The sequence below is a fragment of the Streptomyces sp. F001 genome, from assembly GCF_004187715.1.
In the GTDB taxonomy this organism is placed as follows: domain Bacteria; phylum Actinomycetota; class Actinomycetes; order Streptomycetales; family Streptomycetaceae; genus Streptomyces; species Streptomyces flavusporus.
The window spans coordinates 1-26,513 of sequence record NZ_QZWF01000045.1 but is presented as its reverse complement, the minus strand read 5'-3'; the positions used below and the strand labels follow the sequence as shown (position 1 = coordinate 26,513).

At 72.2% G+C, this 26,513-nt stretch carries 21 protein-coding genes and 1 pseudogene; 16 read left to right on the top strand and 6 right to left on the bottom strand.

Annotation, left to right across the window (positions count from 1 at the left end):
- The first annotated feature begins 110 nt into the window (after positions 1-110).
- A complete protein-coding gene (locus StrepF001_RS41525; protein ID WP_129803264.1) occupies positions 111-512 on the top strand; it encodes a cytochrome c oxidase subunit 4 in 402 nt (133 codons plus the stop codon).
- Here the strand turns inward: StrepF001_RS41525 and StrepF001_RS41520 are convergent.
- Positions 430-1,887, bottom strand: coding sequence for a ubiquinol-cytochrome c reductase cytochrome b subunit (locus tag StrepF001_RS41520; protein WP_240797941.1), 1,458 nt, complete (start codon positions 1,885-1,887; stop codon positions 430-432). The two genes, StrepF001_RS41525 and StrepF001_RS41520, sit on opposite strands and share 83 nt — an antisense overlap.
- A 221-nt stretch (positions 1,888-2,108) precedes the next feature.
- The gene (locus tag StrepF001_RS41515; protein ID WP_165396547.1) at positions 2,109-4,553 is read right to left on the bottom strand and encodes a SpoIIE family protein phosphatase; all 2,445 of its coding nucleotides are present in this window, start codon (positions 4,551-4,553) and stop codon (positions 2,109-2,111) included.
- A gap of 165 nt (positions 4,554-4,718) precedes the next feature.
- On the opposite strand from StrepF001_RS41515, the gene StrepF001_RS41510 reads away from it, so the two are divergent.
- Entirely contained in the window at positions 4,719-6,860 is a 2,142-nt protein-coding gene (locus StrepF001_RS41510; protein WP_129803266.1) for a SpoIIE family protein phosphatase, read from the top strand.
- 70 nt (positions 6,861-6,930) lie between these two features.
- Here StrepF001_RS41510 and StrepF001_RS41505 read toward each other — a convergent pair whose 3' ends face one another.
- Positions 6,931-8,211, bottom strand: coding sequence for a S1 family peptidase (locus tag StrepF001_RS41505; RefSeq protein WP_129803261.1), 1,281 nt, complete (start codon positions 8,209-8,211; stop codon positions 6,931-6,933).
- Between the two features lie 186 nt (positions 8,212-8,397).
- Between StrepF001_RS41505 and StrepF001_RS41500 the strand changes: the two genes are divergently transcribed.
- The 7 genes from StrepF001_RS41500 (at position 8,398) to StrepF001_RS41470 (ending at position 16,760) form a co-directional block, all read left to right on the top strand.
- Positions 8,398-8,811, top strand: coding sequence for a PaaI family thioesterase (locus StrepF001_RS41500; RefSeq protein ID WP_129803260.1), 414 nt, complete (start codon positions 8,398-8,400; stop codon positions 8,809-8,811).
- Between the two features lie 454 nt (positions 8,812-9,265).
- Positions 9,266-9,481: a type A2 lantipeptide gene (locus tag StrepF001_RS41495; protein WP_129803259.1), complete on the top strand. Its 216-nt coding sequence runs from the start codon at positions 9,266-9,268 to the stop codon at positions 9,479-9,481.
- 93 nt (positions 9,482-9,574) lie between these two features.
- The gene (locus tag StrepF001_RS41490; RefSeq protein ID WP_129803258.1) at positions 9,575-10,381 is read left to right on the top strand and encodes an HlyD family efflux transporter periplasmic adaptor subunit; all 807 of its coding nucleotides are present in this window, start codon (positions 9,575-9,577) and stop codon (positions 10,379-10,381) included.
- Positions 10,378-12,597, top strand: coding sequence for an NHLP family bacteriocin export ABC transporter peptidase/permease/ATPase subunit (locus StrepF001_RS41485; protein WP_129803257.1), 2,220 nt, complete (start codon positions 10,378-10,380; stop codon positions 12,595-12,597). Before StrepF001_RS41490 ends, StrepF001_RS41485 begins: the two co-directional genes overlap by 4 nt.
- A 1-nt stretch (position 12,598) precedes the next feature.
- The gene (locus StrepF001_RS41480; protein ID WP_129803256.1) at positions 12,599-15,415 is read left to right on the top strand and encodes an NHLP bacteriocin export ABC transporter permease/ATPase subunit; all 2,817 of its coding nucleotides are present in this window, start codon (positions 12,599-12,601) and stop codon (positions 15,413-15,415) included.
- A gap of 101 nt (positions 15,416-15,516) precedes the next feature.
- Positions 15,517-16,524 carry a Ppx/GppA family phosphatase gene (locus StrepF001_RS41475; protein ID WP_129803255.1) on the top strand — a complete coding sequence of 336 codons (1,008 nt, stop codon included), beginning with the start codon at positions 15,517-15,519 and terminating at the stop codon, positions 16,522-16,524.
- Between the two features lie 26 nt (positions 16,525-16,550).
- Positions 16,551-16,760: a hypothetical protein gene (locus tag StrepF001_RS41470; RefSeq protein WP_129803254.1), complete on the top strand. Its 210-nt coding sequence runs from the start codon at positions 16,551-16,553 to the stop codon at positions 16,758-16,760.
- Positions 16,761-16,840: 80 nt separating this feature from the next.
- On the opposite strand, the gene StrepF001_RS41465 is transcribed toward StrepF001_RS41470, so the two are convergent.
- Complete coding sequence (locus StrepF001_RS41465) at positions 16,841-17,446, bottom strand: flavodoxin family protein (protein ID WP_129803253.1); 606 nt, start codon at positions 17,444-17,446, stop codon at positions 16,841-16,843.
- Between the two features lie 73 nt (positions 17,447-17,519).
- On the opposite strand from StrepF001_RS41465, the gene StrepF001_RS41460 reads away from it, so the two are divergent.
- From StrepF001_RS41460 to StrepF001_RS41450, 3 genes are read left to right on the top strand one after another with little or no spacing between them, the layout of a single operon-like run.
- Complete coding sequence (locus tag StrepF001_RS41460; RefSeq protein ID WP_129803252.1) at positions 17,520-18,533, top strand: iron-containing redox enzyme family protein; 1,014 nt, start codon at positions 17,520-17,522, stop codon at positions 18,531-18,533.
- Complete coding sequence (locus tag StrepF001_RS41455; protein WP_129803251.1) at positions 18,534-19,208, top strand: HemK2/MTQ2 family protein methyltransferase; 675 nt, start codon at positions 18,534-18,536, stop codon at positions 19,206-19,208.
- Complete coding sequence (locus tag StrepF001_RS41450; RefSeq protein ID WP_129803250.1) at positions 19,189-19,404, top strand: CDGSH iron-sulfur domain-containing protein; 216 nt, start codon at positions 19,189-19,191, stop codon at positions 19,402-19,404. The genes StrepF001_RS41455 and StrepF001_RS41450 overlap by 20 nt, the downstream gene beginning before the upstream one ends.
- A 136-nt stretch (positions 19,405-19,540) precedes the next feature.
- On the opposite strand, the gene StrepF001_RS41445 is transcribed toward StrepF001_RS41450, so the two are convergent.
- Entirely contained in the window at positions 19,541-19,975 is a 435-nt protein-coding gene (locus StrepF001_RS41445; protein WP_129803249.1) for a subtilase-type protease inhibitor, read from the bottom strand.
- Between the two features lie 325 nt (positions 19,976-20,300).
- Between StrepF001_RS41445 and StrepF001_RS41440 the strand changes: the two genes are divergently transcribed.
- The 4 genes and pseudogenes from StrepF001_RS41440 (at position 20,301) to StrepF001_RS41425 (ending at position 24,696) form a co-directional block, all read left to right on the top strand.
- Positions 20,301-20,873 (top strand): hypothetical protein, encoded by a 573-nt coding sequence (locus tag StrepF001_RS41440; protein WP_129803248.1) that lies wholly within the window; start codon positions 20,301-20,303, stop codon positions 20,871-20,873.
- 40 nt (positions 20,874-20,913) lie between these two features.
- A complete protein-coding gene (locus StrepF001_RS41435; RefSeq protein WP_240797940.1) occupies positions 20,914-22,701 on the top strand; it encodes a cytosine permease in 1,788 nt (595 codons plus the stop codon).
- 40 nt (positions 22,702-22,741) lie between these two features.
- Positions 22,742-23,437: pseudogene (locus StrepF001_RS41430) on the top strand (alpha/beta fold hydrolase).
- A gap of 83 nt (positions 23,438-23,520) precedes the next feature.
- Positions 23,521-24,696 (top strand): lactate 2-monooxygenase, encoded by a 1,176-nt coding sequence (locus StrepF001_RS41425; protein ID WP_129803247.1) that lies wholly within the window; start codon positions 23,521-23,523, stop codon positions 24,694-24,696.
- A gap of 191 nt (positions 24,697-24,887) precedes the next feature.
- Here the strand turns inward: StrepF001_RS41425 and StrepF001_RS41420 are convergent.
- On the bottom strand, positions 24,888-26,513 hold a 1,626-nt coding region (locus tag StrepF001_RS41420; protein ID WP_129803246.1), incomplete at its 5' end, for an RICIN domain-containing protein.

The window sequence follows — 26,513 nt, the reverse complement described above, 5'->3', positions numbered from 1 at the left end:
CGCCACAACTTCACGGCGCTGCCCCGGGTGCGCTCGGAGTCGCCCGCCTTCGATCTGCACCATCCGGAGATCGCCAGGCAACGGCCGCCCAGGAAGGGAGAGGTGGAGCGATGAAGACCGAGGCATTGCTGTTCGGGGGCGTCGCGCTGTTCTTCGCGGGCATCGCCGGTCTCTACGGCTTCTGGTCCGAGGAGCCGGCCGGGTCGGCGGTGCTGGTGATCGCGTTCCTGATGGCGGCCGTCGTGTCCTTCTTCAGCGCCGTCCAGTACCGGCGCAAGGGGCGGCGGCCGCAGGACCGGCGCGACGCCGAGGTGGCCGACGGGAGCGGGCCGCTGGAGTTCTTCCCGCCCGACAGCCCGTGGCCGATCGTCACGGCCGCCGGGTTCACGGTCACCGCCCTGGGCGTGGTGTACGGCCTGTGGCTGTTCCTCATCGGTTGCGCGGTGCTGGCCCGGGGCGTTCTGGGGCTCGTGTTCCAGTACGTGGGCCGGGGCGCCGGTCCGCAGGAGTGAGCGGCGGGCGGGGCGCTCCGGGCGGGAACGTGCGCTGTGGGCGGTGGTCGCTCTCGTACGCCCCTTCGACGGTCTGCCGTACCTCACCCGTCTCCAAGCCCTCCCGCAGCCGTTCCTGTTCCGCGCGCAGCAGGGCGTGGCACAACCGCCGGGTCAGCATGAACGCGAGGATCGGCGCCACGACCAGGGCGATGCGCAGCACCCAGGTGAGGGCGTTCACCGAGACCCGGAAGGCGAACGCCACGACGTCGTTGCCGCCCGCCAGCAGCAGGACGCCGTAGAAGGTGAGGCCCGCGACACCGAGGCCGGTGCGGACGGGGCGTTCCCGCGGCCGGTCGCACAGGTGCTGCTCCTGATCCCACTCCCCCGTCAGGCGCTGTTCGACGAACGGATACAGGTACAGGACCAGGAACAGCAGCCCCGGCAGGACGACCGCCGGGAGCAGCACGTTCCACATGAGGGTGTGCCCGGCGATGGTCGTCTCCCAGGGCGGTACGAGACGCAGCGCGCCCTCCAGGAAGCCGACGTACCAGTCGGGCTGGGCGCCGGTCGACACCAGGTCGGCGCGATACGGGCCGTACATCCACACGGGGTTGATCTGCGCCACTGCGCCGAGCAGGGTGAGCACGCCGAAGACCATGAGGGACAGGCCTGCCGAGGAGGCCGTGAACTGCGGGAAGAACGGCTTGCCGACGGCGTTGCGCCGGGTGCGGCCCGGTTCGCGCCACTGGGTGTGCTTGAGGTGGAACACCAGGATCAGGTGGACGGTGACCAGGGCGATCAGCGCGCCGGGCAGCAGCAGGACGTGCAGGACGTAGAGCCGGGTGACGATGTCCTCGCCGGGGAACTCGGCGCCGAAGGCGAACATGCTGAGGTACGTCCCGACGACGGGGATGGACAGCATGATGCCCTGCGCGATGCGCAGCCCGGTGCCGGAGAGCAGGTCGTCGGGGAGCGAGTAGCCGGCGAAGCCCTCGGCGAGGGCGAGCACGAACAGCGTGACGCCGATGAGCCAGTTGATCTCCCGCGGGCGGCGGAAGGCGCCGGTGAAGAAGATCCGCAGCAGATGCAGTCCGATGGCGCTGAGGAAGACGAGGGCCGCCCAGTGGTGCACCTGGCGCAGGAGGAGGCCGCCGCGTACGTCGAAGCTGATCTGGAGGGTGGAGTCGAAGGCCGCCGACATGGGCACGCCGCGCAGGGGCGTGTAGGAGCCGTCGTACACGACCTCGGTCATCTCCGGCTTGAAGAAGAGCGTCAGCCATACGCCGGTCAGGAGGATGACGAGCAGGCTGTAGAGGGCGAGTTCGCCCAGGAAGAACGACCAGTGGTGGGGGAACGCCTTGCGCAGCAGGCCGCCGCCTTCGAAGACCGGCAGACGGGCGTCCGCCGCGGCGGCGAGGCGGGCCCCCCGGGGAGTGGGGCGGCGCCCGGCCGCCGCCTCGTCGCCTCCTGCCACCTGCCGCCACCTCCGAGCGCCGCCCGCACCGTCCCGCCGTGCTGTCTATCCCGCGCCGGGGCGGTACTGAGCACCGGCAGGCCGTGAAACACCCCGTTCGGGGGGGTGCACCCGGGGGGCCTGCGTCGGCACGTGCGGCGTCAGCGGTTCAGGGTGATCTCGCTCCAGACCTGTTTGCCCCCGCTGACGGGCACTGTCCCCCAGTCCGCCGACATGGCCTCCACCAGCAGCAGACCGCGGCCGCCCGTCGCCTCCCAGCCGATGCTGGTCGGCCGCACGGGGCTGCGGGGCGAGGTGTCGGCCACGGCGACGCGCAGCCGGCTGTTGACCAGGGTGAGGTCGAGGCGGACCTGGCCGTCGGTGTGCACGAGGGCGTTGGTGACGAGTTCGGAGACGACCAACTGGACGGCGTCGGCCTCCTCGGTCACGCCCCACGCGCGCAGCGTGCGCCGGGTGAAGCGGCGGGCGTGCCGCACGGCCTCCGGGAGCCGCCAGACGGTCCAGGTCTCGCGCCGCGGACGTACGGCCATGCCGTCGTACCGCATGAGGAGCAGGGCCACGTCGTCGCCGCGGTGCGCGTTGCCGAGGAGGGCGTCGGCGACCAGGCCGAGGTGCGCGGGGTCGGCGGCACCCAGCGCCTGGGCGAACCCCTCCATCCCCTCGTCGATGTCGGCGTCGGCGGACTCGACGAGGCCGTCCGTGGTCAGGGCGACCAGCGTGCCGGGCTGCAGCCGCAGCGGGCTCATCGGGAAGTCGGCCTGGGCCACCACGCCGAGCGGCGGGCCGCCCTCGGCCTCGGCGATGTGGGTGCTGCCGTCGGGGTGGCGCAGGACGGGAGGCAGATGTCCGGCGCGCACGCACCACGCGGAACCCTCCTCCATGTCGACGTCGACGTAGGCGCAGGTGGCGAAGAGGTCGGTCTCCAGGTCGACGAGGAGGCGGTTGGCGTGCGAGACCACCACGTCCGGCGGGTGTCCCTCCACGGCGTACGCGCGAATGGCGGTGCGCATCTGGCCCATGAGGGTGGCGGCAGCGGCGCTGTGGCCCTGGACGTCCCCGATGACGAGGGCGACGTGGTTGTCGGGCAGCGGGATGACGTCGTACCAGTCGCCGCCCACCTCCAGGCCGGCCGTGGCGGGCAGATAGCGGGCGACGGCGACCGCGCCGGGGAGCTTGGGCAGGCGGCGCGGCAGCAGCTGGCGCTGGAGCATGCCGACGAGTTCGTGCTCGGCGTCGAAGGCGTGGGCGCGCATCAGGGCCTGCCCGGCGAGGCCGGCGGAGGCGGTGAGCAGGGCGCGTTCGTCGGGGCCGAAGTCGTGCGGGCGGTCCCAGCCGATCAGACAGGCACCGGCCATGCGGTTGCCGGCGGGCAGCGGCAGGACGGCCAGGCCGCCGGGGCCGACGTCGGCGAGCGCGGGTTCCAGGGGGGTTCCGGCCGGCCAGATCTGGGCCCGGCCCTCGCGCAGGGCGCCGGCGAGGGTGGGCATGGCGCGTACCGGGGCGTCGGGCCATTCGCTGCGCCACTCCAGGCGCCACAGCTCGGGCCAGGCCTCGGGTTCGGGCGGGTCGAGGACGGTGACGACGAGCCGGTCGTGCTCCAGTTCGGCCAGCGCGATCCGGTCGGCCCGCAGCGGTCGGCGCAGGGCGGCGACCACGGCCTGGCTGACGTCGCGGACGGTGCCCGCGGTGGCCAGGGCGGCGGCCAGCCGCTGGATGCGGGCGACGTCGGTCACCTCTGCGCGCAGCGTGGAGGCGTCGGCGACGGTGCCGACCAGCCGGGCGGGCCGGCCGTCCCCACCGGGCAGGAACCGGCCGCGCAGCCTGAGCCACTTCGGTGGGCCGGTGGGCTGGAGCACCCGGAACTCCAGCTCGCGGTCGCCGATGGACATGTGGTCGGCCTCCACCACGGACATCAGCGAGGGCAGATCCTCCGGGACGGTGAGGCCGAGCAGGGTCTCGACCTTGCCGTCGAACTCGTCGCGGGTGAGGCCGAACAGCTCCAGGATGTCGTCGCCGACCTCGACGCGGCCGCTGTCCATGGCGAGGCTGAACGCGCCCGGCGGGAGCTCGCCGCCCTCGGCGGGCTCGGCCGGGGCGTGGGCGGCGACCGCGTCGGCGAACAGCTCCAGGCACTTGCGGTCCTCGGCGTCGAAACCGTCCCGCCGCTCGCTCACGGCGAGCAGGCAGACACCGTCGTCGCCCCGGTACGCGGGCAGGGCGGCCAGGAAGAAGTCCCGCGACGGGGTACGGCGTGCCTCCGCACGGTCGGCGAGATCCCCCGGCCCGAGCCACACGGGCCGCTTCGTGCGACGGGCCTCGGCCACCGGGGAGCGCCCGGCGACGGGATAGCTGTCGCGCAGGCCGTACAGCGTCCTGGGCACACCGGCCGAATCGGCCAGGCACAGCAGGTCGCCGTCCTCACCGCTCGTGTACGCGGCGGCGAAGGTCGCCCGCGCGAAGACGAGCGCCAGTTCGAGCACGCGCTGCCTGCGCTCGGGGGAGTCCGGGTCGGCCATGAGCGCGGTGAGGGCGTCCCCGGCACGCAGCACTCTCGTTCCGCGTCCCGTGCCGCCCTCACTGACCACGTCCGTATTACAGCGCTTCTGGTGCGTCCGCGCAGCCCCCCGTGACCCGTGCGCGCTCCCGAGCACGCACCGTGCGGGACCGGCCCGGGGACCGTTCGCCGTGCGCGGTGGGCACCGACGAGGGAGATTTGGAGCCTGGGTCCCGTGCCGTGGCGCTGCGAGGAGGTGGTCGGTGTGCCCGACGGCCAGGCACCGGCGGCCCGCAGGGCCCCGGCGGGCAGCCCCCTGCTGTCGCTGGCGCTGGCCACGATGATGGACGGCGTCGACGCCCACTCCGGCGCGGTGTATCTGCTCGCGGCCGACGAGCCGGTGCTGGAGATGGCGGTCATGGCAGGGTTGCCGCGGGCCTTCGCCGCGCCCTGGGAGCGGGTGGGGCTGAGCGCCCCGATCCCGGTCGCCGAGGCCGTGCGCGAGCGGCGGCTGATCTGGGTCCCCGGCGACGAGGAGATGGCCCGCCGCTATCCGCGCGTCTTTGTGGTCCTGCCGTATCCGTTCGCGCTCGCCGCGCTGCCGGTGGCCACCGGGGCCGCCGTGTACGGGGCGGTGTTCGTGACCTGGCCGGGCTCGCACCCGCACGAGCTGTCCGACCGGGAGCGCGAGCACCTGACGGCGGCCTGCGAACGGCTCGCGGTACGGCTGGCGCGGGCCGCGGACGAGAGCCGCCCGGTGATGCCGGAGCCCGATCTGCTCGCCGCGCCGCCCACCGGGGGCGTGGCCGGCACACTCGGCTCGGTCGAGGCGGCGCGGATGGTGGCACGGCTGCCGTACGGCTTGTGCTCCCTCGATCTGCACGGGCGTATCGCCTTCGGCAACGCGGCCGCCGCCGAGCTGATCGGGGTTCCGGTCAGCCGGCTGCTCGGCACCCAGCTGTGGGCGACGGTGCCCTGGCTCAACGACCCCGTGTACGAGGACCGTTACCGGGCCGCGCTGATCAGCCAGCAGCCCACGTCGTTCGTGGCGCTGCGGCCGCCGGGCGAGTGGCTGTCGTTCCGCCTGTATCCGAGTACGACAGGGCTGAGCGTCCGGGTCAGCCGGGCCCGGGGGGTGTCGGAGATGGGCCGGGTACTGCCGCGGGCCGGCGGATCGCCGTCCCGGCTGGTGACCATCTCCCAGGTGCTGACCCTGGCGGGCGCGCTGACCCAGGCGGTGACGGTGCAGGACGTGGTGCAGCTGGTCGCCGACGAGATCGCCCCCGCCGTGGGCAGCCAGGCCCTCGTCGTGCTCGGTTCCCGGGCGGGCCGGCTGCATGTGCTGGGGCACCGCGGGTATGCCGACCCGCACATCGTGGAGCGGTTCGACGGGATGCCGCTGAGCGAGCCGACGCCGGGCGCGCATGCCCTGAACAGCGGGGTACCCGCGTTCTTCGAGTCCCGCGAGGAACTGGAGCGGCTGTACCCGGTCCGGCACACGACCCCGGACGGCTTCGCCGCGTGGGCGTATCTGCCGCTGATCGCCTCCGGACGCCCGGTGGGCACCGTCGTCCTGGCCTATCCCGAACCGCGCGTCTTCGCCGCGGACGAGAAGGCGGTGCTGTCCAGTCTCAGCGGGCTGATCGCCCTCGCGCTGGAACGGGCCCTGCTGTACGACGCAAAACACCAGCTGGCGCACGGGCTGCAGGCGGCGCTGCTGCCGCCCTCGCTGCCGCCGCTGGCCGGCATCGACACGGCCGCGCGCTATCTGCCGAGCACCCGGGGCATGGACATCGGCGGCGACTTCTACGACCTGGTGCAGAGCGGAGGCCTGGCGGCGGCGGTGATCGGGGACGTGCAGGGGCACAACGTGACCGCGGCCGGGCTGATGGGGCAGATCCGTACCGCCGTCCGTGCCTACACGACGGTCGGCCAGGCGCCGGAGGAGGTCATGCGCAGCACCAACCGGCTGCTCATCGACCTCGGGTCCGACCTGTTCGCCAGCTGTCTGTATCTGCGGCTCGATCCGGGGCGCGGGCGGGCCGTGATGGCCCGGGCCGGGCATCCGCCGCCGCTGCTGAGGCGGCCGGACGGCCGGGTGCGGGTGCTCGACCTCGCGGGCGGTCCGCTGCTGGGGATCGACGCTTCGGCGACGTATCCGACGACGGAGGTCGACCTGGCGCCCGGCTCGGTACTCGCCCTCTACACCGACGGACTCGTCGAATCCCCCGGCGTCGACATCGAGGACGCGCTCGCCGGTCTGGGGCGGCGCCTGGGCGAGGCCGGGGACCGGCCGCTGGACGAGCTGGCCGACGTGCTCGTGGGGCGCGAGGCGGGCGCGGAGGAGCGGATCGACGACGTGGCGCTGCTGCTGTTGCGGGCGCGGGGGGATGGCTGAGCGGCGTACGAACGGGGCGGTCCGGCCCTCCCGCCGGAGGGCCGGACCACAACTGACGGGTGCGTACGGATCAGGGCGTCTCGGTCAGCCCGGAGCCGTCCTCCACTCCGGCACCCGACTGGTCACCGACACCGGCTTCCTCACCGGCACCTGCTTCCTCGCCGCCGGCTTCCTCACCGCCGACCTCGCCGCCACCGGCTTCCTCGCCACCGGCCTCACCGCCACCGGCCGCGTCGCCCGCGCCCAGTGTCGCGCCGACCGCCTCGAGGGCCGTCGTGACCGGCTGGAAGAACGTCTCGCCGCCGACCGTGCAGTCGCCGCTGCCGCCCGAGGTCAGGCCGAGCGCGAGTCCGTCCTGGGTGAACATCGAGCCCCCGCTGTCGCCGGGTTCGGCGCAGACGTTGGTCTGGATGAGCCCGGTGACGGTGCCCTCCGGGTAGTTGACGGTGGCGTCGAGCCCGGTGACCGTGCCGTCGGCGAGGCCCGTGGTGCTGCCCATCCGGAACACCTCCTGGCCGACGGTGGCTTCCGCGGCCTGGAGGATCTGGACGGTCTGCCCGCCGCCGACGTTGACGTCGCTCGGTGCCTCGGTGGCCGGGTCGTCGTACTTGACGAGCGCGAAGTCTCCCTCGCCGGGGAAGACGGCCTGGTCGACGGTGGCGATCGGCGCCCCGTCCTGGCTGTCCGACCACTGGTCCACCGCGACTCCGCAGTGACCGGCGGTCAGAAAGGCCGGACTGCCGTCCCCCGCGGTCACGTTGAAGCCGAGTGAACAGCGGGAGCCGCCGCCGAATATCGCGTCGCCGCCCGAGGCGAAGGTCTTGAAGGTGCCGGCCGACTTCTGGATGGTCGCCATGCCCGAGCCGAGGCTCTGGACGGTCGACTCCAGGGTGTCCCACTTCTCGCCGGTGACCGTGCTGTCGGCGGTGACCAGGATCTTGTTCGTCCTGGGGTCGACGGCCCAGGCGGTGCCCGGGATGGTGGCCTCGGACTTCAGGGTCTGCGTGGCGGACTGGAGTTCGGCCGTGCTGTTGTCGACCTGGCGCACCGCGGCGCCGGCCTTCTTGGCCTGGACGACGAGCTGGTTGTTGTCCCCGACGACGTTGATGACGAGCTGCTGGCTGTCCTCGTCGTAGTACGAGCCGGCGAAGGCGTCGCCGAGCAGCCCGGCGAGCTGGCCGGCGAGGTCCGAGGCGTCGCCCGCCTTCAGGGTCTTGGGGGCGGCGGTGGTGTCCTCGGCGCCGTCCTGGGACGCGTTGGCGTTCGGCAGCAGGAGTGCCGCCGCTCCGAGCGCCGCCACGCTGCCCGCCGCAATCGCGGCCTTGCGCTTCGGAATTCGCTTGTGACTCAAGACTTCTCGACCTCCTGAAGGACGGGGTCTGTGCCGCCGTCTCAGCAGCTGTTGGGGGGCGCCTGGATGGCCACTGGTACGCATGGGGCGCGCGGGACGTTCAATTCCGGTTCGCAATGCGCCGTGGACGGCGTGAATCAGCCATGGCCCGCGCGCGGCCGACGCGCGCCGGGAACAATCCCCCATATGACGATGACCACCGCCGAAGCCGACAAGATCCTCACCGCCAACTTCGCTCCCTGGGTGCTGGAGCTGGGCCTGTCCGTACAGGAGTTGGGCGACCAGCGGGCCGTCCTGCGCATGCCCTGGTCACAGCGGCTGGCCCGGGAGGGCGGCGCGCTGTCCGGGCAGGCCCTGATGGCGGCCGCCGACACCACGACCGTGATCGCCGTTTCGGCGGCGCTGGGCGCCTTCGTACCGATGACGACGGTGCAGCAGTCGACGTCCTTCCAGCGCGCGGTGACGGATTCGGATGTCCTGATCGAGGCGGTGCTGACCAAGCTGGGCCGCCGCATGGCGTTCGCCGACATCGCCATGACCGCCGAACGGACGGGTGAACTCGCGGCACGCGCGAGCACTGTCTATGCCCTCCTGGGCTAATACGATCCGTGACCGGTCGACAACGGTCCGTTCCGAACAGTGAGCGGAATCCCAGCTTCAGGGAATCTGCACATCCAATGCGCAACCAAGTCACCGGGAACGGCGGATCTGCACAATCGCACGCCCCCGGACACTCCTTTGGGGCGGGAGTGCCGGATTCGCCGCCCGGGCGGCAAGGGGCCCGGACGGGCCGATGCGGTGCGGCTTGTGAAGAAGCTGCCGACAACGCGTGCGCGCGCCTGCACGGATCGCGGCCGATGGGACTCAAGTGACCTGGTGAGACGGGTGATTGATTGGAAGCCCGTGGTCGCCGCGTGCTTTGATCCATCGCACCGCGAGGTCCGTGAGGGCGCCCCGGAAGGGGTGCTCGGCCCCCGCGGTCGCGGCCGTCCATCTGTCCTCAGAGGGGGCCGCTCCCCCCTTGTGAGATATCCATACGAAGGGAAGTTCCATCATGAACTCCACCCCCCAGGTTGAGACCGTCGAGATCTCCGACGCGGAGCTGGACAACGTCTCCGGCGGCCTCTCGGTGAACGCGGTCAACACCCTGACCGGCGCCCTGGACGGCATCGCTCCCGTTTCCGCCACCGTCGACACGGTCGTCGGCACCGTCGAGGGCGTGACCGGCCTGAACACCGCCCCGGTCACCAGCCTGGTCGCCGGTCTCTGATCGCACCCCAGTGCCGTTGAGTCCCGGAGCCGTATCCCGGCTCCGGGACTCTTCGGATGCCGTCATGCAGTCCACCCGGTGAGGGAAAGTTCCGTGCAGTTCCGCCAACAGGCCCTCGCCAAGCTCCAGTCGCCGGAGGAACTCGACCTTCCGGTGCGCCTCGCCCGCCCGCAGGGCTGGCTCGTGCTGTCCGTGACGGTGGTCGCGATGGCCGCCGCGTCCGTGTGGGCCGTGACGGGCTCGGTGACCTCCACCGTGAGCGCGCCCGCCATCCTCACGCACGGCGAGGGCAGTTACATCCTGCAGAGCCCCGTCGCGGGCCAGGTGACCGCGATCCTCGCCGAGGAAGGCGAGCGGCTGCCCGCGAACTCCCCCGTCCTCAAGCTCCGTACCGCCGAGGGCGAGACGGTGGTCCGCACCATCGCCGCGGGCCGTCTCACCGCACTGGCCGCGACGATCGGCCAGATCATCTCCACCGGCGCGAACGTCGCCGCCGTCGAGAAGGTCGCCGACGCGGACGACCCGTTGTACGCCACGGTGTACGTCCCGGCGGAGAACGCCAGCTCCATCCCCGCGAACGCGGCCGTGGACCTGACCGTGCAGACGGTCCCCACCCAGGAGTACGGCGTCCTGCGCGGCCATGTGAAGTCGGTGGACCGCTCTCCCCAGTCCGCGCAGCAGATCGCCGCGTTCCTCGGCGACAGCCAGCTGGGCGAGCAGTTCACGAAGGACGGCCGCCCGGTCGCGGTGCTGGTCCGCCTGGACAAGTCGTCCGGCACGAAGAGCGGCTACACGTGGTCGTCGGCGGACGGGCCGCCCTACACCCTCACCTCCATGACCATGGCCACGGGTTCGATCCGGCTGGCCGATCAGCGTCCCGTCGATTGGCTGCTGCCGTGACCACCGCCCAGGAGACCCGGGGCAGACGCCGCGCCGCCCCGCCCAAGCGTCAGATCCCCAAGAGCCGCGGCAAGACCGTGCGCACCCCCACCGTCCTGCAGATGGAGGCCGTGGAGTGCGGCGCCGCCTCCCTCGCGATGGTGCTCGGCCACTACGGCAAGCACGTCCCCCTGGAGGAGCTGCGCATCGCCTGCGGCGTCTCCCGGGACGGCTCGCGCGCCAGCAACCTGCTGAAGGCGGCCCGCAGTTACGGCCTCACGGCCAAGGGCATGCAGATGGACCTGGCCGCCCTCGCCGAGGTGAAGGCGCCGGCCGTCCTGTTCTGGGAGTTCAACCACTACGTCGTCTTCGACGGCATGGGGCGTCGCTTCGGCCGCCGCGGGGTGTTCATCAACGACCCCGGCAAGGGCCGCCGTTTCGTCCCGATGGAGGAGTTCGACGGCAGCTTCACCGGCGTCGTCCTCACGATGGAGCCGGGCGACGACTTCACGCGGGGCGGGCGCAAGCCCGGCGTGTGGGGCGCGATGCCCGCCCGGCTGCGCGGCACCGCCGGCACGATGCCCGCCGCCGTCCTGGCGAGTCTGCTCCTGGTCCTGGTCGGCGCGGCCGTGCCCGCGCTCAGCCGTACCTATATCGACATGTTCCTGATCGGCGGCCAGACGTCCCTGCTGGACGTGCTGTTCGCGTCCATGGGCGCCTGTGTGCTGCTCACCCTGATCCTCACCTGGCTGCAACAGGCCAACCTGCACCACGGGCGCATCATCTCCTCGACCCTGTCCAGCGCCCGCTTCCTGCGCCATCTGCTGCGGCTGCCGGTCACCTTCTTCTCCCAGCGCAGCCCCGCCGACCTGGTGCAACGCCTCCAGTCGAACGACGCCGTGGCCGAGACACTCGCCCGCGACCTCGCGGCGGCAGGCGTGGACGCGGTGGTCGTGGTGCTGTACGCCGTGCTCCTGTACACCTACGACCCGCAGCTGACGTTCGTCGGCATCGGCGTGGCCCTGCTGAACATCGTCGCCATGCGGGTCGTCATCCGGCTGCGCGCGACCCGTACGGCGAAGCTGCGCGCGGACAACGCCCGGCTCACCAACACGGCGTACACCGGGCTCCAGCTGATCGAGACCATGAAGGCGACCGGCGGCGAGGACGGCTACTTCCGCAAGTGGGCCGGGCAGCACGCCACGACGCTGGAGGAGCAGCAGCGGCTCGGCGTGCCGAGCGCCTGGCTGGGCGTGGTCGCGCCGACCCTTGCGATGCTGAACAGCGCACTGATCCTGTGGATCGGCGGCATGCGCGCGATCGAGGGCCATATCTCGGTGGGTCTGCTGGTCGCCTTCCAGGCGCTGGTGACCCGCTTCACGGCGCCGCTGACCCGGCTCAACGGCGTCGCGGGACGCATCCAGGACTTCGCGGCCGACGTGGCCCGCCTGAAGGACGTCGAGAACTTCCGCACGGACCCGCTGTACGACCGTGCGGGCGGCGACTCCACCCGCAGGCTGCACGGTCACGTGGAGCTGGAGAACATCACCTTCGGCTACAGCCCGCTGGACAAGCCGCTGCTCACCGGCTTCGACCTGACGGTCGGACCGGGGCAGCAGGTCGCGCTCGTCGGGGGCTCCGGCAGCGGCAAGTCGACCGTCTCCCGGCTGATCTCGGGCCTGTACACACCCTGGGAGGGCGTGATCCGCATCGACGGGCAGCGCCTGGAGGACATCCCGCGCGGCTCGCTCGCGGCCTCCGTCTCCTTCGTCGACCAGGACGTGTTCCTCTTCGAGGGAACGGTGCGCGACAACGTGGCGCTGTGGGACCCGTCGATCCCGGACGAGGCCGTGGTGGAGGCGCTGCGGGACGCGGCACTGTACGACGTCGTCATGCGCCGGCCCGGTGGCATCCACAGCAAGGTCGAGCAGGACGGCCGCAACTTCTCCGGCGGGCAGCGCCAGCGCCTGGAGATCGCCCGGGCGTTGGTGCGCCGGCCCAGCATCCTCGTGCTCGACGAGGTGACCAGCGCGCTCGACGCCGAGACCGAGCTGATCGTCATGGACAACCTGCGCCGGCGCGGCTGCGCGTGTGTGGTCATCGCACACCGGCTCAGCACGGTGCGGGACAGCGACGAGATCGTCGTACTCCAGCACGGCACGATCGTGGAGCGCGGGCGGCACGACGAGCTGGTGGCGCGCGGCGGGGCGTACGCGGCGCTGGTCAGGGAGCGGTGAGATGACGTCCGTGCACGAAGACGACTACGTCCTCGGGGCGCTCGGCTCGCTGGGCACACCGATCGACTGTGCCGGGCTGGGCCGCCTGGACCTCGAGGGTCCACAGGTGCTGTGGCTGATCGCGGCGGGCGCCCTCGACCTGTTCGCGGTCGACGCCGCACAGCAGGGCCACTGGCACCACCTCGGCCGACTGGAGGCGGGCTCGCTGCTGCTCGGCCCGGTCGCGGGACCGCAGCACACGCTGATCGCCCGCCCCGTGCGGGACTGCGTCGTGCACCGCATCGGGCTGCGCGAGCTGTACCAGCCCGCCGTCACCCAGACCTGGTCGTACGACGAGTACGGCAACCCCCAGTACGTACCGCCCACGTCGAGCCCGCTGGAGTACGCCCTCGCCCTGGGCGTCGGCCGCGGCCTGTCCATCCTCTTCCAGGCGCCGACCGCCGGTGAGCGCGCCGCGGAGATGACCGACGACGACGTCTTCTGGATGCAGGTGCCGCCCGGCAGCGTGCAGTACGGCTCCCTGTACGGGGCGGAGGCGGCGGCCGACCTGCTGATGGACCCGGCCCTCTGGCAGAGCATGGTCGACCAGCAGTACCGCCTGCTGACCACGCTGGACCGCTGGATCGAACAGCTGGAGCGCACCCACGAGACACGCACGGCCGCCGGCATCAAGGCCGGTGAGCAGGTACGCGCCCAGGCCGACCGGACCCTGCTCGCCTCGATCGGCAAGTCGTCGGGCAAGCGCACGACGGCCGCCGACGCGGACGCCACGTACGCGGCCTGCAAGCTGGTCGCGGGCGCGGCCGGCATCGTCCTCGCCGACCCCGGGCACGGCGGCACCGAGAGCGACCGCCTCGACCCGGTCGAGCGCATCGCCCTCGCCTCACGCGTGCGCACCCGCGCGGTACGGCTGGACGGCAACTGGTGGCGTGACAACGTCGGCCCGCTGGTGGGCCACCGCGCCCTGTCCGGGGCGCCGGTCGCACTGCTGTGGCGGCGCGGCGGCTATGTGGCGGTGCATCCGGCGACCGGGCGCGAGACGCCGGTCGAGAAGGCCAACGCGGCGGAGTTCGAGCCGCGCGCGGTGATGTTCTACCGGCCGCTTCCCGAACGCCCGCTGGGCCCGCTGGGCCTGCTGCGCTTCTGCCTGCGGGGCACGCGCGGCGACATGACCGGGCTGCTGCTCAGCGGGCTGGTGACGGTCGCCATCGGCGCGCTGGTGCCGATCGCCACGGGCAAGGTGCTCGGCGAGTTCGTACCGAAGGCGCAGGCCGGGCTCATCACGCAGGTGTGCCTGGCGGTGATGGTCAGCAGTGTCGTCGCGGCGGCCTTCATGCTGCTGCAGAACATGACCATCCTGCGCCTGGAGGGCCGGATCGAGGCCACGCTCCAACCGGCCGTGTGGGACCGGCTGCTGCGGCTGCCGACGAAGTTCTTCACCGGGCGTTCCACCGGCGAGCTGGCCAGTGCCGCCATGGGCATCAGCGCGATCCGCCGGCTGCTCGCGGGCGTCGGGCCCACGGTCGCCCAGTCGGTCACCGTCGGCGCGATGAACCTGGGGCTGCTGCTCTGGTTCAGCGTCCCGATGGCGCTGGCCGCGATCGGCATGCTGGTCGTCATCGCCGCCGTCTTCCTCGGCCTCGGGCTGTGGCAGGTGCGCTGGCAGCGACGCCTGACAGTGCTCACCAACAAGCTGAACAACCAGGCCTTCCAGACCCTGCGGGGCCTGCCCAAGCTGCGGGTCGCGGCCGCCGAGAACTACGCCTACGCCGCCTGGGCGAGCGAGTTCGCCCGCAGCCGGGAGCTGCAGCAGCGCCTCGGCCGGATCAAGAACCTCACCACGGTGCTCGGCGCGATCTATCTCCCGCTGTGCTCGCTGCTGATGTTCATGCTGCTCGCGGGCCCGGCGCGGGGCGCGATGTCCGCCGCCGACTTCCTCGCCTTCAACACCTCGGTGACCATGCTGCTCACCTCGGTCACCCAGATCACCGGCGCGTTCGTGTCGTTGGTCGCCGCGCTGCCGCTGTACGAGCAGATCAAGCCGGTGCTGCAGGCGACGCCGGAGGTGCGCACGGCCAGCACCCGGCCCGGTCCGCTCACCGGGGCCGTGGAGGCGCGGCGGCTGTCCTTCCGGTACTCCGACGACGGCCCGCTGGTCCTGGACGACGTGTCCTTCGAGGTGCGGCCCGGCGAGTTCGTGGCGGTCGTCGGCCCCAGCGGCTGCGGCAAGTCGACGCTGCTGCGCCTGCTCATCGGCTTCGACAAGCCGGTCTCCGGCAGTGTCCTCTACGACGGCCAGGACCTGGCGGCGCTCGACCAGTCGGCCGTACGGCGGCAGTGCGGGGTGGTGCTCCAGCACGCGCAGCCGTTCACCGGCTCGATCCTGGACGTCATCTGCGGCACCGAGCCGTACACGCCGGAGGAGGCCATGGCGGCGGCCGAAATGGCGGGGCTCGCCGAGGACATCAAGCGCATGCCGATGGGCCTGCACACGATCGTCGCGGGCAACGGGGCGATCTCCGGCGGCCAGCGGCAGCGGTTGATGATCGCGCAGGCGCTGATCCGCCGGCCGCGCATCCTCTTCTTCGACGAGGCGACCAGCGCCCTGGACAACGAGACCCAGCGCAAGGTCATCGAGAGCACCAAAGCCCTCAACGCCACCCGGATCGTCATCGCCCACCGTCTGTCGACGGTGCTGGACGCCGACCGCGTCATCGTGATGGAGGACGGCAAGGTCGCCCAGCAGGGCCCGCCGGCACAGCTGCTCGCGGACACCGGCGGCCGGCTCCACGAGCTGGTGCGGCGCCAGTTGGCGTGACCGGCCGGGGCGGCGGCTCCTCCCGTCGCATCGGCGCACTTCGGGGGCGCGTAGGCAGCGGACTCCGTTGTTCCGGGCCGTAATCGGGTACCCGCCAGTCCATGCGACTCAGCGTGGTGGATGTGGGATCGAACACGGTCCGGCTGGTTGTGGCGGATGCGGAGGGCGGGGTGCCGCTGCCCGTCCACACCGCCAAATGGCGCCTGCGGCTGTCCCAGCAGGTCGAGCCCGGGGGCGTGGTCCCCGAGGAGTCCGTCGTACGGCTCGTCGACGCGGTGGCCGAGGCGAGCCGGACCGCGGCGCGGTGGGGCGCTGCGGCCCCGCTGGCCTTCGCGACCGCCGTGGTCCGCAACGCCCCGAACCGCCTGGAGGTGCTGCGCCGCGTCCGGGCGCGGACGGGAGTGGAGCTGTGCACCCTGCCGGGCGAGGTGGAGGCCGAGCTGACGTTCCTTGCGGCGCGGCGCTGGATGGGGTGGCGGTCGGGGCCGCTCGCGCTGCTGGACATCGGCGGTGGCTCGCTCGAAGCGGCGTTCGGCCGTGGGCGGCTGCCCGACTATGTGGCGTCGCTTCCGCTCGGCGCGGGACGGCTGACCCACGAGTTCCTCGCGGGGCAGGATCCGCCGACGCCGGAGCAGGTCCGGGCGTTGCGCCGCAAGGTCCGCCATCAACTGCGGGACGTCGCGGCGCGGATCCGCTGGGAGGGACCGCACACCGCGGTGGCCACCTCCCGGACGTTCCAGCAGCTGGGCCGGCTGTGCGGTGCGGCGCCGGGGCGGCACGGCCCTTTCACGGACCGCCGGATGCACCGCACGGACCTGCGGGCGGCGGTGGTCCGGCTGGCGTCGCTGTCCGCCGAGGAGCGGGCACTGCTCCCCGGCATTTCCGCGCCGCGTGCCGAACAGAGCCTGGCCGGCGCGGTGGTCGGGCACACGGCGATGAAGCTGTCCGGGCTCAAGACGGTCACCATCTGCCCGTGGGCGATCCGTGAGGGCGTGCTGCTACGCCACATCGAGGACGGCTCGGCCTGGTGGGCCGAGGTCTGCCGGCTCAGCGAGGAGCCCCCTGCCCCGGGCCCGGTGCCGCTGCGCGTCGCGTCCGCCGCGCCCTGAAACGGCCCTGAAGGAGGAATCACGCCGTGTCCGAGGATGCCAAGCAGCCCGAGGAGAAGCCGGACGCCGAGCAGCCCGAGGAGAAGCCCGAGAACGCGATCGAGGAGATCCTGCGCGAGGTCCAGGATGCCGAGCACCGCACCCGCGACTCGGCGGAGCAGCGCAGTCACAGGGGTGAGGCCGGGGAGGCCATCACCCCCAACACCGAAGCTCAGGAGGAGTCCCAGGGGGAATGACCGGACCAAGTCCCCGGCACGGGCTGGACCTTCGGCCGTCGGCTCCCCCGGCCGACACGATGGGCCGGGCGCCCGCACTCCTACCCGGGCGGCGCCCCCACGGGCCGTTCCGTCAGGGCCCGGGCCACCGCGGTGAGGTTGGCGGCCATGGCCCGGCCGGTGCGGTGGGACCACTCGCGGCCGCGTTCGTCGTCGAGGTAGTCCGGGCCGGGCCCGGGACCGAGGTGCCAGTAGGTCCAGGCCTGGCCCGGGATCGTGCAGCCGAGGTCTGCGAGCGCGCCCGAGATCTCGCTGATGACGTGGTGCGCGCCGTCCTCATTGCCGGTGACCACCACGCCGGCGACCCGGTTGTAGGCGACCGGCCTGCCCTCGTCGTCCGTCTCGGAGAGCATCGCGTCCATCCGCTCCAGGACCTTCTGGGCCACGGAGGAGGGCCGGCCGAGCCAGGTCGGCGAGGCGATGACCAGGATCTCGGAGTCCAGCAGCTTGTCGTGGACGTGCGGCCAGGCGTCGCCGTCGCGCACCTCGCTGGTCACGCCCGGCGCGATGTCCAGGTCGACGGCCCGTACGACATCGACCTCCACGCCCTCCTTCTCCAGCTGCTCGACGACGACCCGGGCGAGCGCCTCCGTGTTGGAGGGCTCCGGCGACTGCTTGAGCGTGCAATTGATCACCAGTGCCTTCATGTGTGCCCGGAGTACCGCAACGGCCGGCTCCACTCGGAGGGGACACCGCGTGCCGCTCGGGTACTCGGCCCGCATGAAGCAGCGCGAAGGGCCACGTCTCCCGTCCTCCCGGGGCCCGGTCTCCGCCGCTGTCGGCGCGTACCTCCGGCGGACGGGCCCGCTGCCGCACGACGAGGACGTCGCGACCGCGGCCGCGTACGGCGACGACCTCCAGCTCGCCCTCCACCTCTGCTACGAACTGCACTACCGGGGCTTCGAGGGCGTACCCGCGGACCGTGAATGGGACCCCGACCTGCTGCGCACCCGCGCGGCGCTGGAGCACCGCTTCCTGTCCGCACTGCGCGCCGACACCCCCACGCACGACACGGTCGAGGAGGCACTCGCGGAGCTCCTCGTCGAACCGGTCGGCGGCACGGGCGTGACCCACTACCTGCGCGACGAGGGCGAGCTGTGGCAGCTGCGCGAGTACGCGGCCCAGCGCTCCGTGTACCACCTCAAGGAGGCCGACCCGCACGCCTGGGTGCTGCCCCGGCTGTGGGGCCGGGCCAAGGCGGCGATGGCGGCGGTGGAGTTCGACGAGTACGGCGGCGGCCGCCCCGACCGGGTGCATGCCCGTCTCTTCGCCGACCTCATGACGGACCTGGGCCTGGACACGTCGTACGGACACTACGTCGACGCGGCGTCGGCTCAGGCACTGGGCACGGTCAACCTGATGTCCCTCTTCGGCCTGCACCGGGCCCTGCGGGGCGCGCTGGTCGGCCACTTCGCCGCGGTGGAGGTCACCTCGTCGCCCGGTTCCCGGCGGCTCGCCGAGGCGATGCGCCGCACCGGGGCCGGACCGGCCGCCGAGCACTTCTACGACGAGCACGTCGAGGCCGACGCGGTCCACGAGCAGGTCGTACGGCACGACGTCATCGGCGGCCTGCTGGCCGAGGAGCCGCACCTCGCGCCCGACGTCGCTTTCGGTGTCGATGCGACCGGACAGGTGGAGGACCGGTTCGCCGAGCATCTGCTCACCGCATGGCGTGCCGGGCGGTCGTCGCTGCGCACACCCCTGCCGCCTTCCGATACCTCCCATATTTCCTGAATGCCGGGGTACCTGGGCGGCGTGAAGCCTCTGGTACCACCCGGTGTCTACATCCCTCAGGAGGACACCGCCCTGCTGGCCGACGCCCTGTCCGAAGAGCCGCTCCCGCCGGGTGCGGAGGTCCTCGACGTGGGCACCGGCACCGGGGCGCTGGCCCTTCAGGCCGCGCGGCGGGGCAACCGGGTGACGGCCGTGGACGTGTCGTGGCGGGCCGTGTGGGCGGCGCGGGTCAACGCCTGGCTGGCCGGGCTGCCGGTCCGGGTCCGGCACGGAAACCTCTTCGCCCCCGTGCGCGGCCTGCGGTTCGACCTGATTCTGGCCAACCCGCCATATGTTCCCGCACCCCCTGGGAGCCCGCAGCCACGCGGTACGGCGCGGGCCTGGGACGCCGGCCGCGACGGCCGGCTCGTCCTGGACCGGATCTGCCGGGAGGCGCCTGCCCTGCTGCGCCCGGGAGGAGTTCTGCTGGTCGTCCACTCGGCGCTCAGCGATCCGGACCGCACACTGCAACGGCTGCGCGCGTCCGGCCTGAAGGCCACGGTGACCCGGCGGTGCCGGATCGCCTTCGGCCCGGTGCTGCGCGAACGGGAGCGCTGGCTACGGGAACGGGGACTGCTGTCCGCCGCCGATGACAAGGAAGAGCTGGTGGTCGTCCGTGCCGAACTCCCCCTCTGACACGCCGCGCCGGATCAGGGTCCAGCGCCAGGGCCCCGTCCTGGTCGAGGGCCCGGTGGAAGTGGAGCTGGAGGACGGGACCACCGTCACCTCCGACCGCTTCCGCGTCGCCCTGTGCACCTGCCGCCGCAGCCGCCGCTACCCCTGGTGCGACACCAGCCACCGCGACCGGACCCAGGGTCCGTCCGGGGAGTGATCCCCGGGGTCGGCGGGCGGCCCCACTCCGCCCGCCGACCCCTGGGGCGAGACCGCAGGGGCCCCGCGACGTCGGCCCGCACTCCCCAGCTGCGGGCCGCTCACGGCATGCACGGGGACCGTGCGATCCCGGTCCCTCAGAACGCGAAGACGCTCGTCCCGTACGAGTTCTTCACGCACTCGTTGGCGAAGGTGCGCTCATAGGAGACGTACTCGCCCTGCCAGACGCCGCTCACCCGGATGACCACGGGGTCGTACTCCCGGGTGCACCACACGCCCGTTCTGGTTTCCAGGGCGTCGAAGTCCCCGTCCGCGCCCCGCAGTTCGACGCAGGCCCCGACGGCGTTCGGGTGCGTGCCGGACGGCGTCGGGGCGCAGCTCAGCGTCACCGCGCGCTCCGGGGTGACGGTGGCCGCGGTCTCGCCGTGGGCGACGGTGAAGACCAGGGCCGACGGGGCGTAGAGCGTGGCCGGGGCGGTGGGCGGCGTGGCGTGCGCGGCTCCGGTCAGGGGTCCGCAGACGGCGGCGGCCGTGAGGCCGAGGGTCGCTGCCCAGCGCGCGGGGTTCCGCATTGTGTGCATCCTTCCGCTCGATTCGATGAGGTGCCGGACCCGGGCTCGGTCGGTGCCGGATCGGCGAGCGCGAGTCTGCCGAGTCCGCCGCCGAAACTCACCTCGACCCCATGGATTTCAGTAACCTTGCGTGTTGAATCAGTGGCGTGAAGTCACGGAATTCGAACGTTCCAATCGCCGATCCGGGCGGTTCGTGATCGTCCCGGACGGCCGGGTGGCCGGATTACCCAGGCTGTTTAATCGGCCTGAAACATTCCGATTGAGCTCTCGGCGGACTCCGTCCCGACCCCTTGTGTTCATGCTGCGACGGAGTAATCGTCATTACATGATTACGACAGAGCAGCAACAGAAACTGCGCGGCTGGTTCGCCGGCCGGCTGCCCGACGACCTTTTCGAGGAAGTGACCGACGTGACGGTCGACCGCGAGGAGATCACCGTGATCGGCCGCATCCCCGAACCCCGGCTCGCCGACGACGCCTCGGCCGCCGAACGGGACGCGGCCGTACAGGGCCGGATCGAGGAGTTCCGGGAACGCACCCGGGAGGACCGGATGGCGGTGGCCCGCGAGGCCGAGCACCGGTTCGGCCGGAAGGTGTCATGGGGCGTGGAGTGCGGCGGGCGGCGCGCGCTGTTCACGCATGTGGCAGCACCCGTCATGACCCGGCTGCGGCAGCCCGAACGCCAGGTGCTCGACACCCTGATCGCGGGCGGCGTCGCCCGCAGCCGCAGCGACGCCCTCGCCTGGTGCGTGCGTCTGGTCCAGCGGCACGCCGACGACTGGCTGGCCGAACTGCGGGACTCCCTCGAACACGTCCAGCGCGTACGGGCGCAGGGACCGGACGCCGAGACCCCGGAGGACACGGAGGACACGGAGGACACCACCACGAACGACGAATGACCGCCCGCGGTGGCCGAATCATCCATGACGGACACGAAAGATGGATGAACCGTCCTCTGGTTCGGGACGCCCCCGGCGCCGTACCGTCGGCGAACCCACCGAGGACGGCATCCGCCCACGTCGCACACCCCGCGGCACCGACGGCCGTTCCCCCGACCGCGCCACCCCGCGCGCCCACCGCCGTCCCGCCGCGCCACCCGCGCTCCACCGCCGCCGCTTCGCTGGAGCCCTCGTGTCCCCCGTACCTGATCCCGCAGCAGTCACCCCTCCCCCGCCGCTCACCGAGGTCGAGAACCACGGTGTCGACCGCATCCCCGACGCGGAACGCACCGCGACCCCGTTCGACCTGTTCCGGCTCGCCTTCGGCGGCGCGAACACGTTCTCCACCTGTGTGCTCGGCGCCTTCCCGATCCTGTTCGGCCTCTCCTTCTGGCAGGGCCTCGCAGCCACGCTCCTCGGAGTCGTCGCGGGCGCGTTGATCCTGTGCCCGATGGCGGTGTTCGGGCCGGTCAACGGCACCAACAACGCCGTCTCCTCATCCGCCCACCTCGGCGTGCACGGCCGTGTGGTCGGCTCCTTCCTGTCCCTGCTGACTGCGGTCGCGTTCTTCTCCATCTCGGTGTGGAGCTCCGGCGACGCCCTGGTCGGCGGCGCCCACCGGCTGTTCGGCCTGCAACGCGGCAACGTGTCCTACGCACTGGCGTACGCCCTGTTCGCCGGGCTGGTGCTGATCGTGTGCGTGTACGGCTTCCGGTTCATGCTGTTCGTCAACAAGATCGCCGTGACCTCGGCGAGCGCGCTGTTCCTGCTCGGCGCGATCGCCTTCGCCGGCGACTTCGACCCGTCGTACGCGGGCGTCTTCACGGACTCGGCGGACACGGCGACGCAGTCGCTGTTCTGGCCGTCGTTCATCGGCGCGGCCCTGATCGTGCTGTCGAACCCGGTGTCGTTCGGGGCGTTCCTCGGCGACTGGTCGCGCTACATCCCGGCGAGTACCCCGCGCCGCAGGGTGGTCGGTGCCGCGTTCCTGTCGCAGATCGCCACGCTGCTGCCGTTCGTCTTCGGCCTGGCGACCGCGAGCATCATCGCGAACAAAGCGCCGGAGTACGTCGATCCGGCCGCTCCCGACTTCGTGGGCGGGCTGCTGGCGATCTCGCCCTCGTGGTTCTTCCTGCCGGTGTGTCTGCTCGCGCTGATCGGCGGCCTGTCGACCGGCACGACGGCGCTGTACGGCACCGGGCTCGACTTCTCCTCGGTGTTCCCGCGGCTGTCCCGGGTGCAGGCCACGGTGCTGATCGGTGTGCTGTCGATCGCGTTCATCTTCGTCGGCCGGTTCGGGCTGGACATCGTGCAGTCCATCTCCACCTTCGCCACGATGATCATCACTTGCACCACACCGTGGATGGTCGTGATGATCCTCGGCTACCACACCCGGCGCGGCTGGTACGACCCGGAGGCGCTCCAGGTGTTCAACCGCCGCCAGCGGGGCGGCCGTTACTGGTTCGCGCACGGCTGGAACTGGCGCGGTACGACCGCCTGGTGGGTGTCCGCCGTCGTCGGTGTGCTGTTCACCAACATCCCGGGCCAGTTCGTGGGCCCGCTCGGCGAGTTGGCGAACGGTGTCGACATCGGCCTGCCGCTGTCGCTGGCCGTGGCCGCGGTGCTGTTCCTGACGCTGCTGCGGCTGTTCCCCGAGCCGCGGGCGGTGTACGGGCCGCAGGGTGCGCGGCTGGCACGGACGGTGGACGTGCCGGTGCCGCCGATCGCCGGTCCCGGGGCGAGCACCGAGGGCGCGTCGGTCCGGGAGAAGGCGCAGCTCGCGGACTGATCGCCGGACCGTTGTCGGACCCTGCCGCTACCTTGCCACCATGACCGATTTCGTACTGGTGGCAGGTGCGTGGCTGGGCGCGTGGGCGTGGGACGAGGTGGCGGCTCAGCTACGGGCGGCCGGACACGGCGTCCATCCGCTGACGCTGTCCGGTCTCGCCGAGAAGCGGGACGTGCCGGCCGGGCAGCAAAGACACGTCCAGGACATCGTCGACGAGGTGGAGCGCCTCGATCTGCGGGACGTCGTGCTCGTCGGGCACAGCTACTCCGGCATCCCGGTCGGCCAGGCAGCCGAGCGGATCGGGGACCGGCTGGCCCGGGTGGTGTTCGTCGACTCCACCGTGCCCGTCGACGGGGAGTCGTTCCTCTCCGGCTGACCGAGCGACCATGTGCGGGCGTCGATCGAGGCGGGCGGCGGCTTCTGGCCACCACTCACCGCGGACGACTACGCGGGCCAGGACCTGACGGTTGATCAGGTCGCCCGGATCGTCGACGGCTCCACCCCGCACCCGGGCGCCTCGCTCACCGAACCGGCCGCCCTGTCCCGCCCGCTGGGCGAGCTGCCGGCGACGTACATCAAGTGCCTGCTCGACAGGGACGAACCGATGGACGCCGTACAGGAGCTGCTCAAGAGTGAGAGCTGGGAGCTGGTCCGGATGGACACCGGTCACTGGCCGATGTTCTCCCGGCCGCGCGAACTGGCCGGGATCCTGCACCGGTCGGCCGTCCGGGCCTGAGTCACACGCTGGACGGACGTGCCCATACTCGCCAGTATCGTCGGGACGACGCGGGCTCGAGGGTGAGAGGCGGGGACCGGGCGATGGCCAGGCACTGGGCTGACTTCCAGTACGAGATCTATCTCAACGGGATGACGGGAGCCGTACCGCGGCTGCCCACCGATCTGACACGGCTGGAGGAGCTCACCGAGCAGCGGCTCGGACCGGGCCCCGTGGGCTATGTGGCGGGCAGCGCCGGGGACGGCAGCACCGCCCGCGCCAACCGGGCGGCCCTGCACCGGCGCCGCATCGTGCCGCGGATGCTGCGGGACGTACACGAGCGGGACCTGTCCGTCGAGGTGCTGGGCCGCCCGCTGCCCGCCCCGCTGGCACTGGCGCCGGTCGGCGTGCTGTCGATCATGCATCCGGACGCCGAGCCGGCCGCCGCCCGGGCCGCCGCCGCGCAGGGCGTGCCGTATGTGCTGTCCTCGGCGTCCAGCACCCCCATCGAGCAGGTCGCGGAGGCGATGGGTGACGCCGAGCGCTGGTTCCAGCTGTACTGGGCGAAGGACCGCGAGGTGACGCGGAGCTTCCTGAACCGGGCGAAGGCTGCCGGGTTCAGCGTGCTGGTCGTCACGCTGGACACCCCGCTGCTCGCGTGGCGGCCACGCGATCTCGACCAGGCGTACCTGCCGTTCCTGCACGGCGTGGGCACCGCCAACTACTTCTCCGACCCGGCCTTTCAGGCGGGATTGGCCAAGCCGGTCCACGAGGATCCGAATGCGGCGGTGATGCACTTCGTCGGCATGTTCGCGGACCCCGCCAAGACCTGGCCGGACCTGGCGTTCCTGCGGGAGAACTGGGACGGCCCGATCGTCCTCAAGGGCATCCTGCACCCGGACGACGCCCGGGCCGCCGCGGACGCCGGGATGGACGGCGTGGTGGTGTCCAACCACGGCGGACGCCAGGTGGCCGGTTCCGTCGCGGCGGCCGACGCGCTGCCCGGGGTCGTCGCGGCGGCCGGTGACCGGTTGACGGTGCTGTTCGACAGCGGGGTGCGCACCGGCGACGACATCTTCAAAGCACTCGCGCTCGGCGCACAGGCGGTCCTGGTGGGCCGACCGTACGCGTACGGTCTCGCACTCGACGGACAGGCGGGCGTCGAGCATGTGATCCGCTGTCTGCTCGCCGAGTTCGACCTCACGCTCGCCCTGTCCGGACACGCCACGCCCGCCACCGTCGGATCCACCGACCTCGTCCTCGTCGAGGAGTCCGCCTGACCGCCACGAAGAACGTCCTCGCAGCCGGCACACCCCACGCCGGCGGGCGCCCGGCCGGAGCCGGGCTTTCACAGCTGATCGCCGGCGCGGCGCGCGGCACGGTCGAGACGGGCGCCCTGGCCGGTGCGGCGTCGACGTCTTCGACACCGCGGGCCGGGCGCCCCGGGACATCGTCGGCTAATGCCGCGGCATCAGGAACCGCCCGACAGTCCCACTGGTCGCGTGGACGGATCGGTCGTCTCCGCGACCGACAGGGAGCCGGCGTCGGCCGGTTCGGGATCGGTCAGCCAGCGCTGGGCGGTGGAGCCGTCACGGACCTTGACGACGATGTCGGCGCCCGGTTCACCGGCAGTGGAGGAGAGCGCGAGCTGCTCGTCCCAGCGGGGCAGCAACTCGCCGCGGACGGTGAGGTCGTAGCGCACGTCGTCGCCCCGCTCGCTCCTGGCGGCGGCACAGGTGCCGAGGATGACGACACCGGCGTCCGCGTGCGAGTCCAGGCACAGGTCGGGGTCCGCCGCGCTGCGCAGCAGCCCGTCGTTCTCGTACGTCCACTGCTGGGTCAGGTCGGCCGAGCACACCGCCAGCTCGGTCCCGGTACCGGCCTCGGCCCCGTCCCGGAGGTCGAGGCACAGGTCGGCGGCGGCGTTGCGCAGCCTGGTCTGCTGAGGTGCGGTGGGGAGTTGGGCGGTGCCGGGTGGCGTGGCGGACACGGTGGGCGGAGCCTGAGCGCCGGTGCCGGGCGCGGAGTCGCGGTCGTCGTTGGCGCCGGCGGAGGCCGTGGTGTCGGCGCCGTCGTAGGACGACAGGCTGGTGGCGAGGACGGTGCCGAGCAGGGCGGCGGAGACGATGCCCACTCCGGTGCGCACGGCCCGCGAGGAGCGGCCCGCCATGGTCGGGATCGGAATGCGGTCCAGGATGCGATGGTGTGCCGTTCCTCTCCCCCGTCCGGAGTGCCGGGCGGCACGCCGACCGCGCGCACGCGGTCGGTGCGGGGTGCGGCCCGGCCGCGACTCGAGGTAGCGACGGGCGCCCCAGCCGAGCACCGCCTCGACGAGCAGCACGTCCAACCCGGCCTCGAAATGGCTCAGTTGTTCGGCTGCGTCCCGGCAGTGGCGGCACTCGGCGAGATGCTGCTGGACATCCGGCAGCAGTGCCCTGCCACGGCGGATCGGGACGTCGAGGAGACGGTTGTAGAAACGGCAGTCCTTGCTCGGTGCGAGTTCCTGGTGGGCCCGTAGACAGCCCTCGCGGAATTTGTCCCGGGCCAGCCCGAGGGTGGCCGACGCCGTGTCGGTGTCCATGCCGAGGAGTCCGGCGGGGAAGTCGAGCGGCTCCCCCTCGACCTCGGTGTGCCACAGCAGACACCGGGCGGGTCCGGGAAGGGCCTGGAATGCGCGCTCGGCCAGCTTGCGGTTTTCGGGCGTCATGGACTTGGCCGCCCGCATACCACGGCCTCCCGCGGGTTTCTGCAACTCCGGCAGCACACCGGATATTCGCTCTTCCGAGGCCCACCGCCGGACCGTGTCCCGCACGGTCACCAGAAGCAGCGGACGCAGCGCGACGCCGGGCTCGCCCAGCGTGAGACGGTCGAAGACCTGGTGGAAGGCGGCCGCGGTCACCATGGCGGAAACGTTCGCCGAGGAGGCGAGGCAGACGACCGCGTAGGAGTGGACCGACGGCCAGTGCCGGGCGATCAGCAGGGCGGTGGAATGGGCGACTTCGACATCCGACGCCCCTCTCAGCCGGGCGGCGAGAGACTCGTCGGATTCTCCGGGATCCCCGCCGGACGGCGGGTAAGGAGGCCGAGGGGGGTGGGG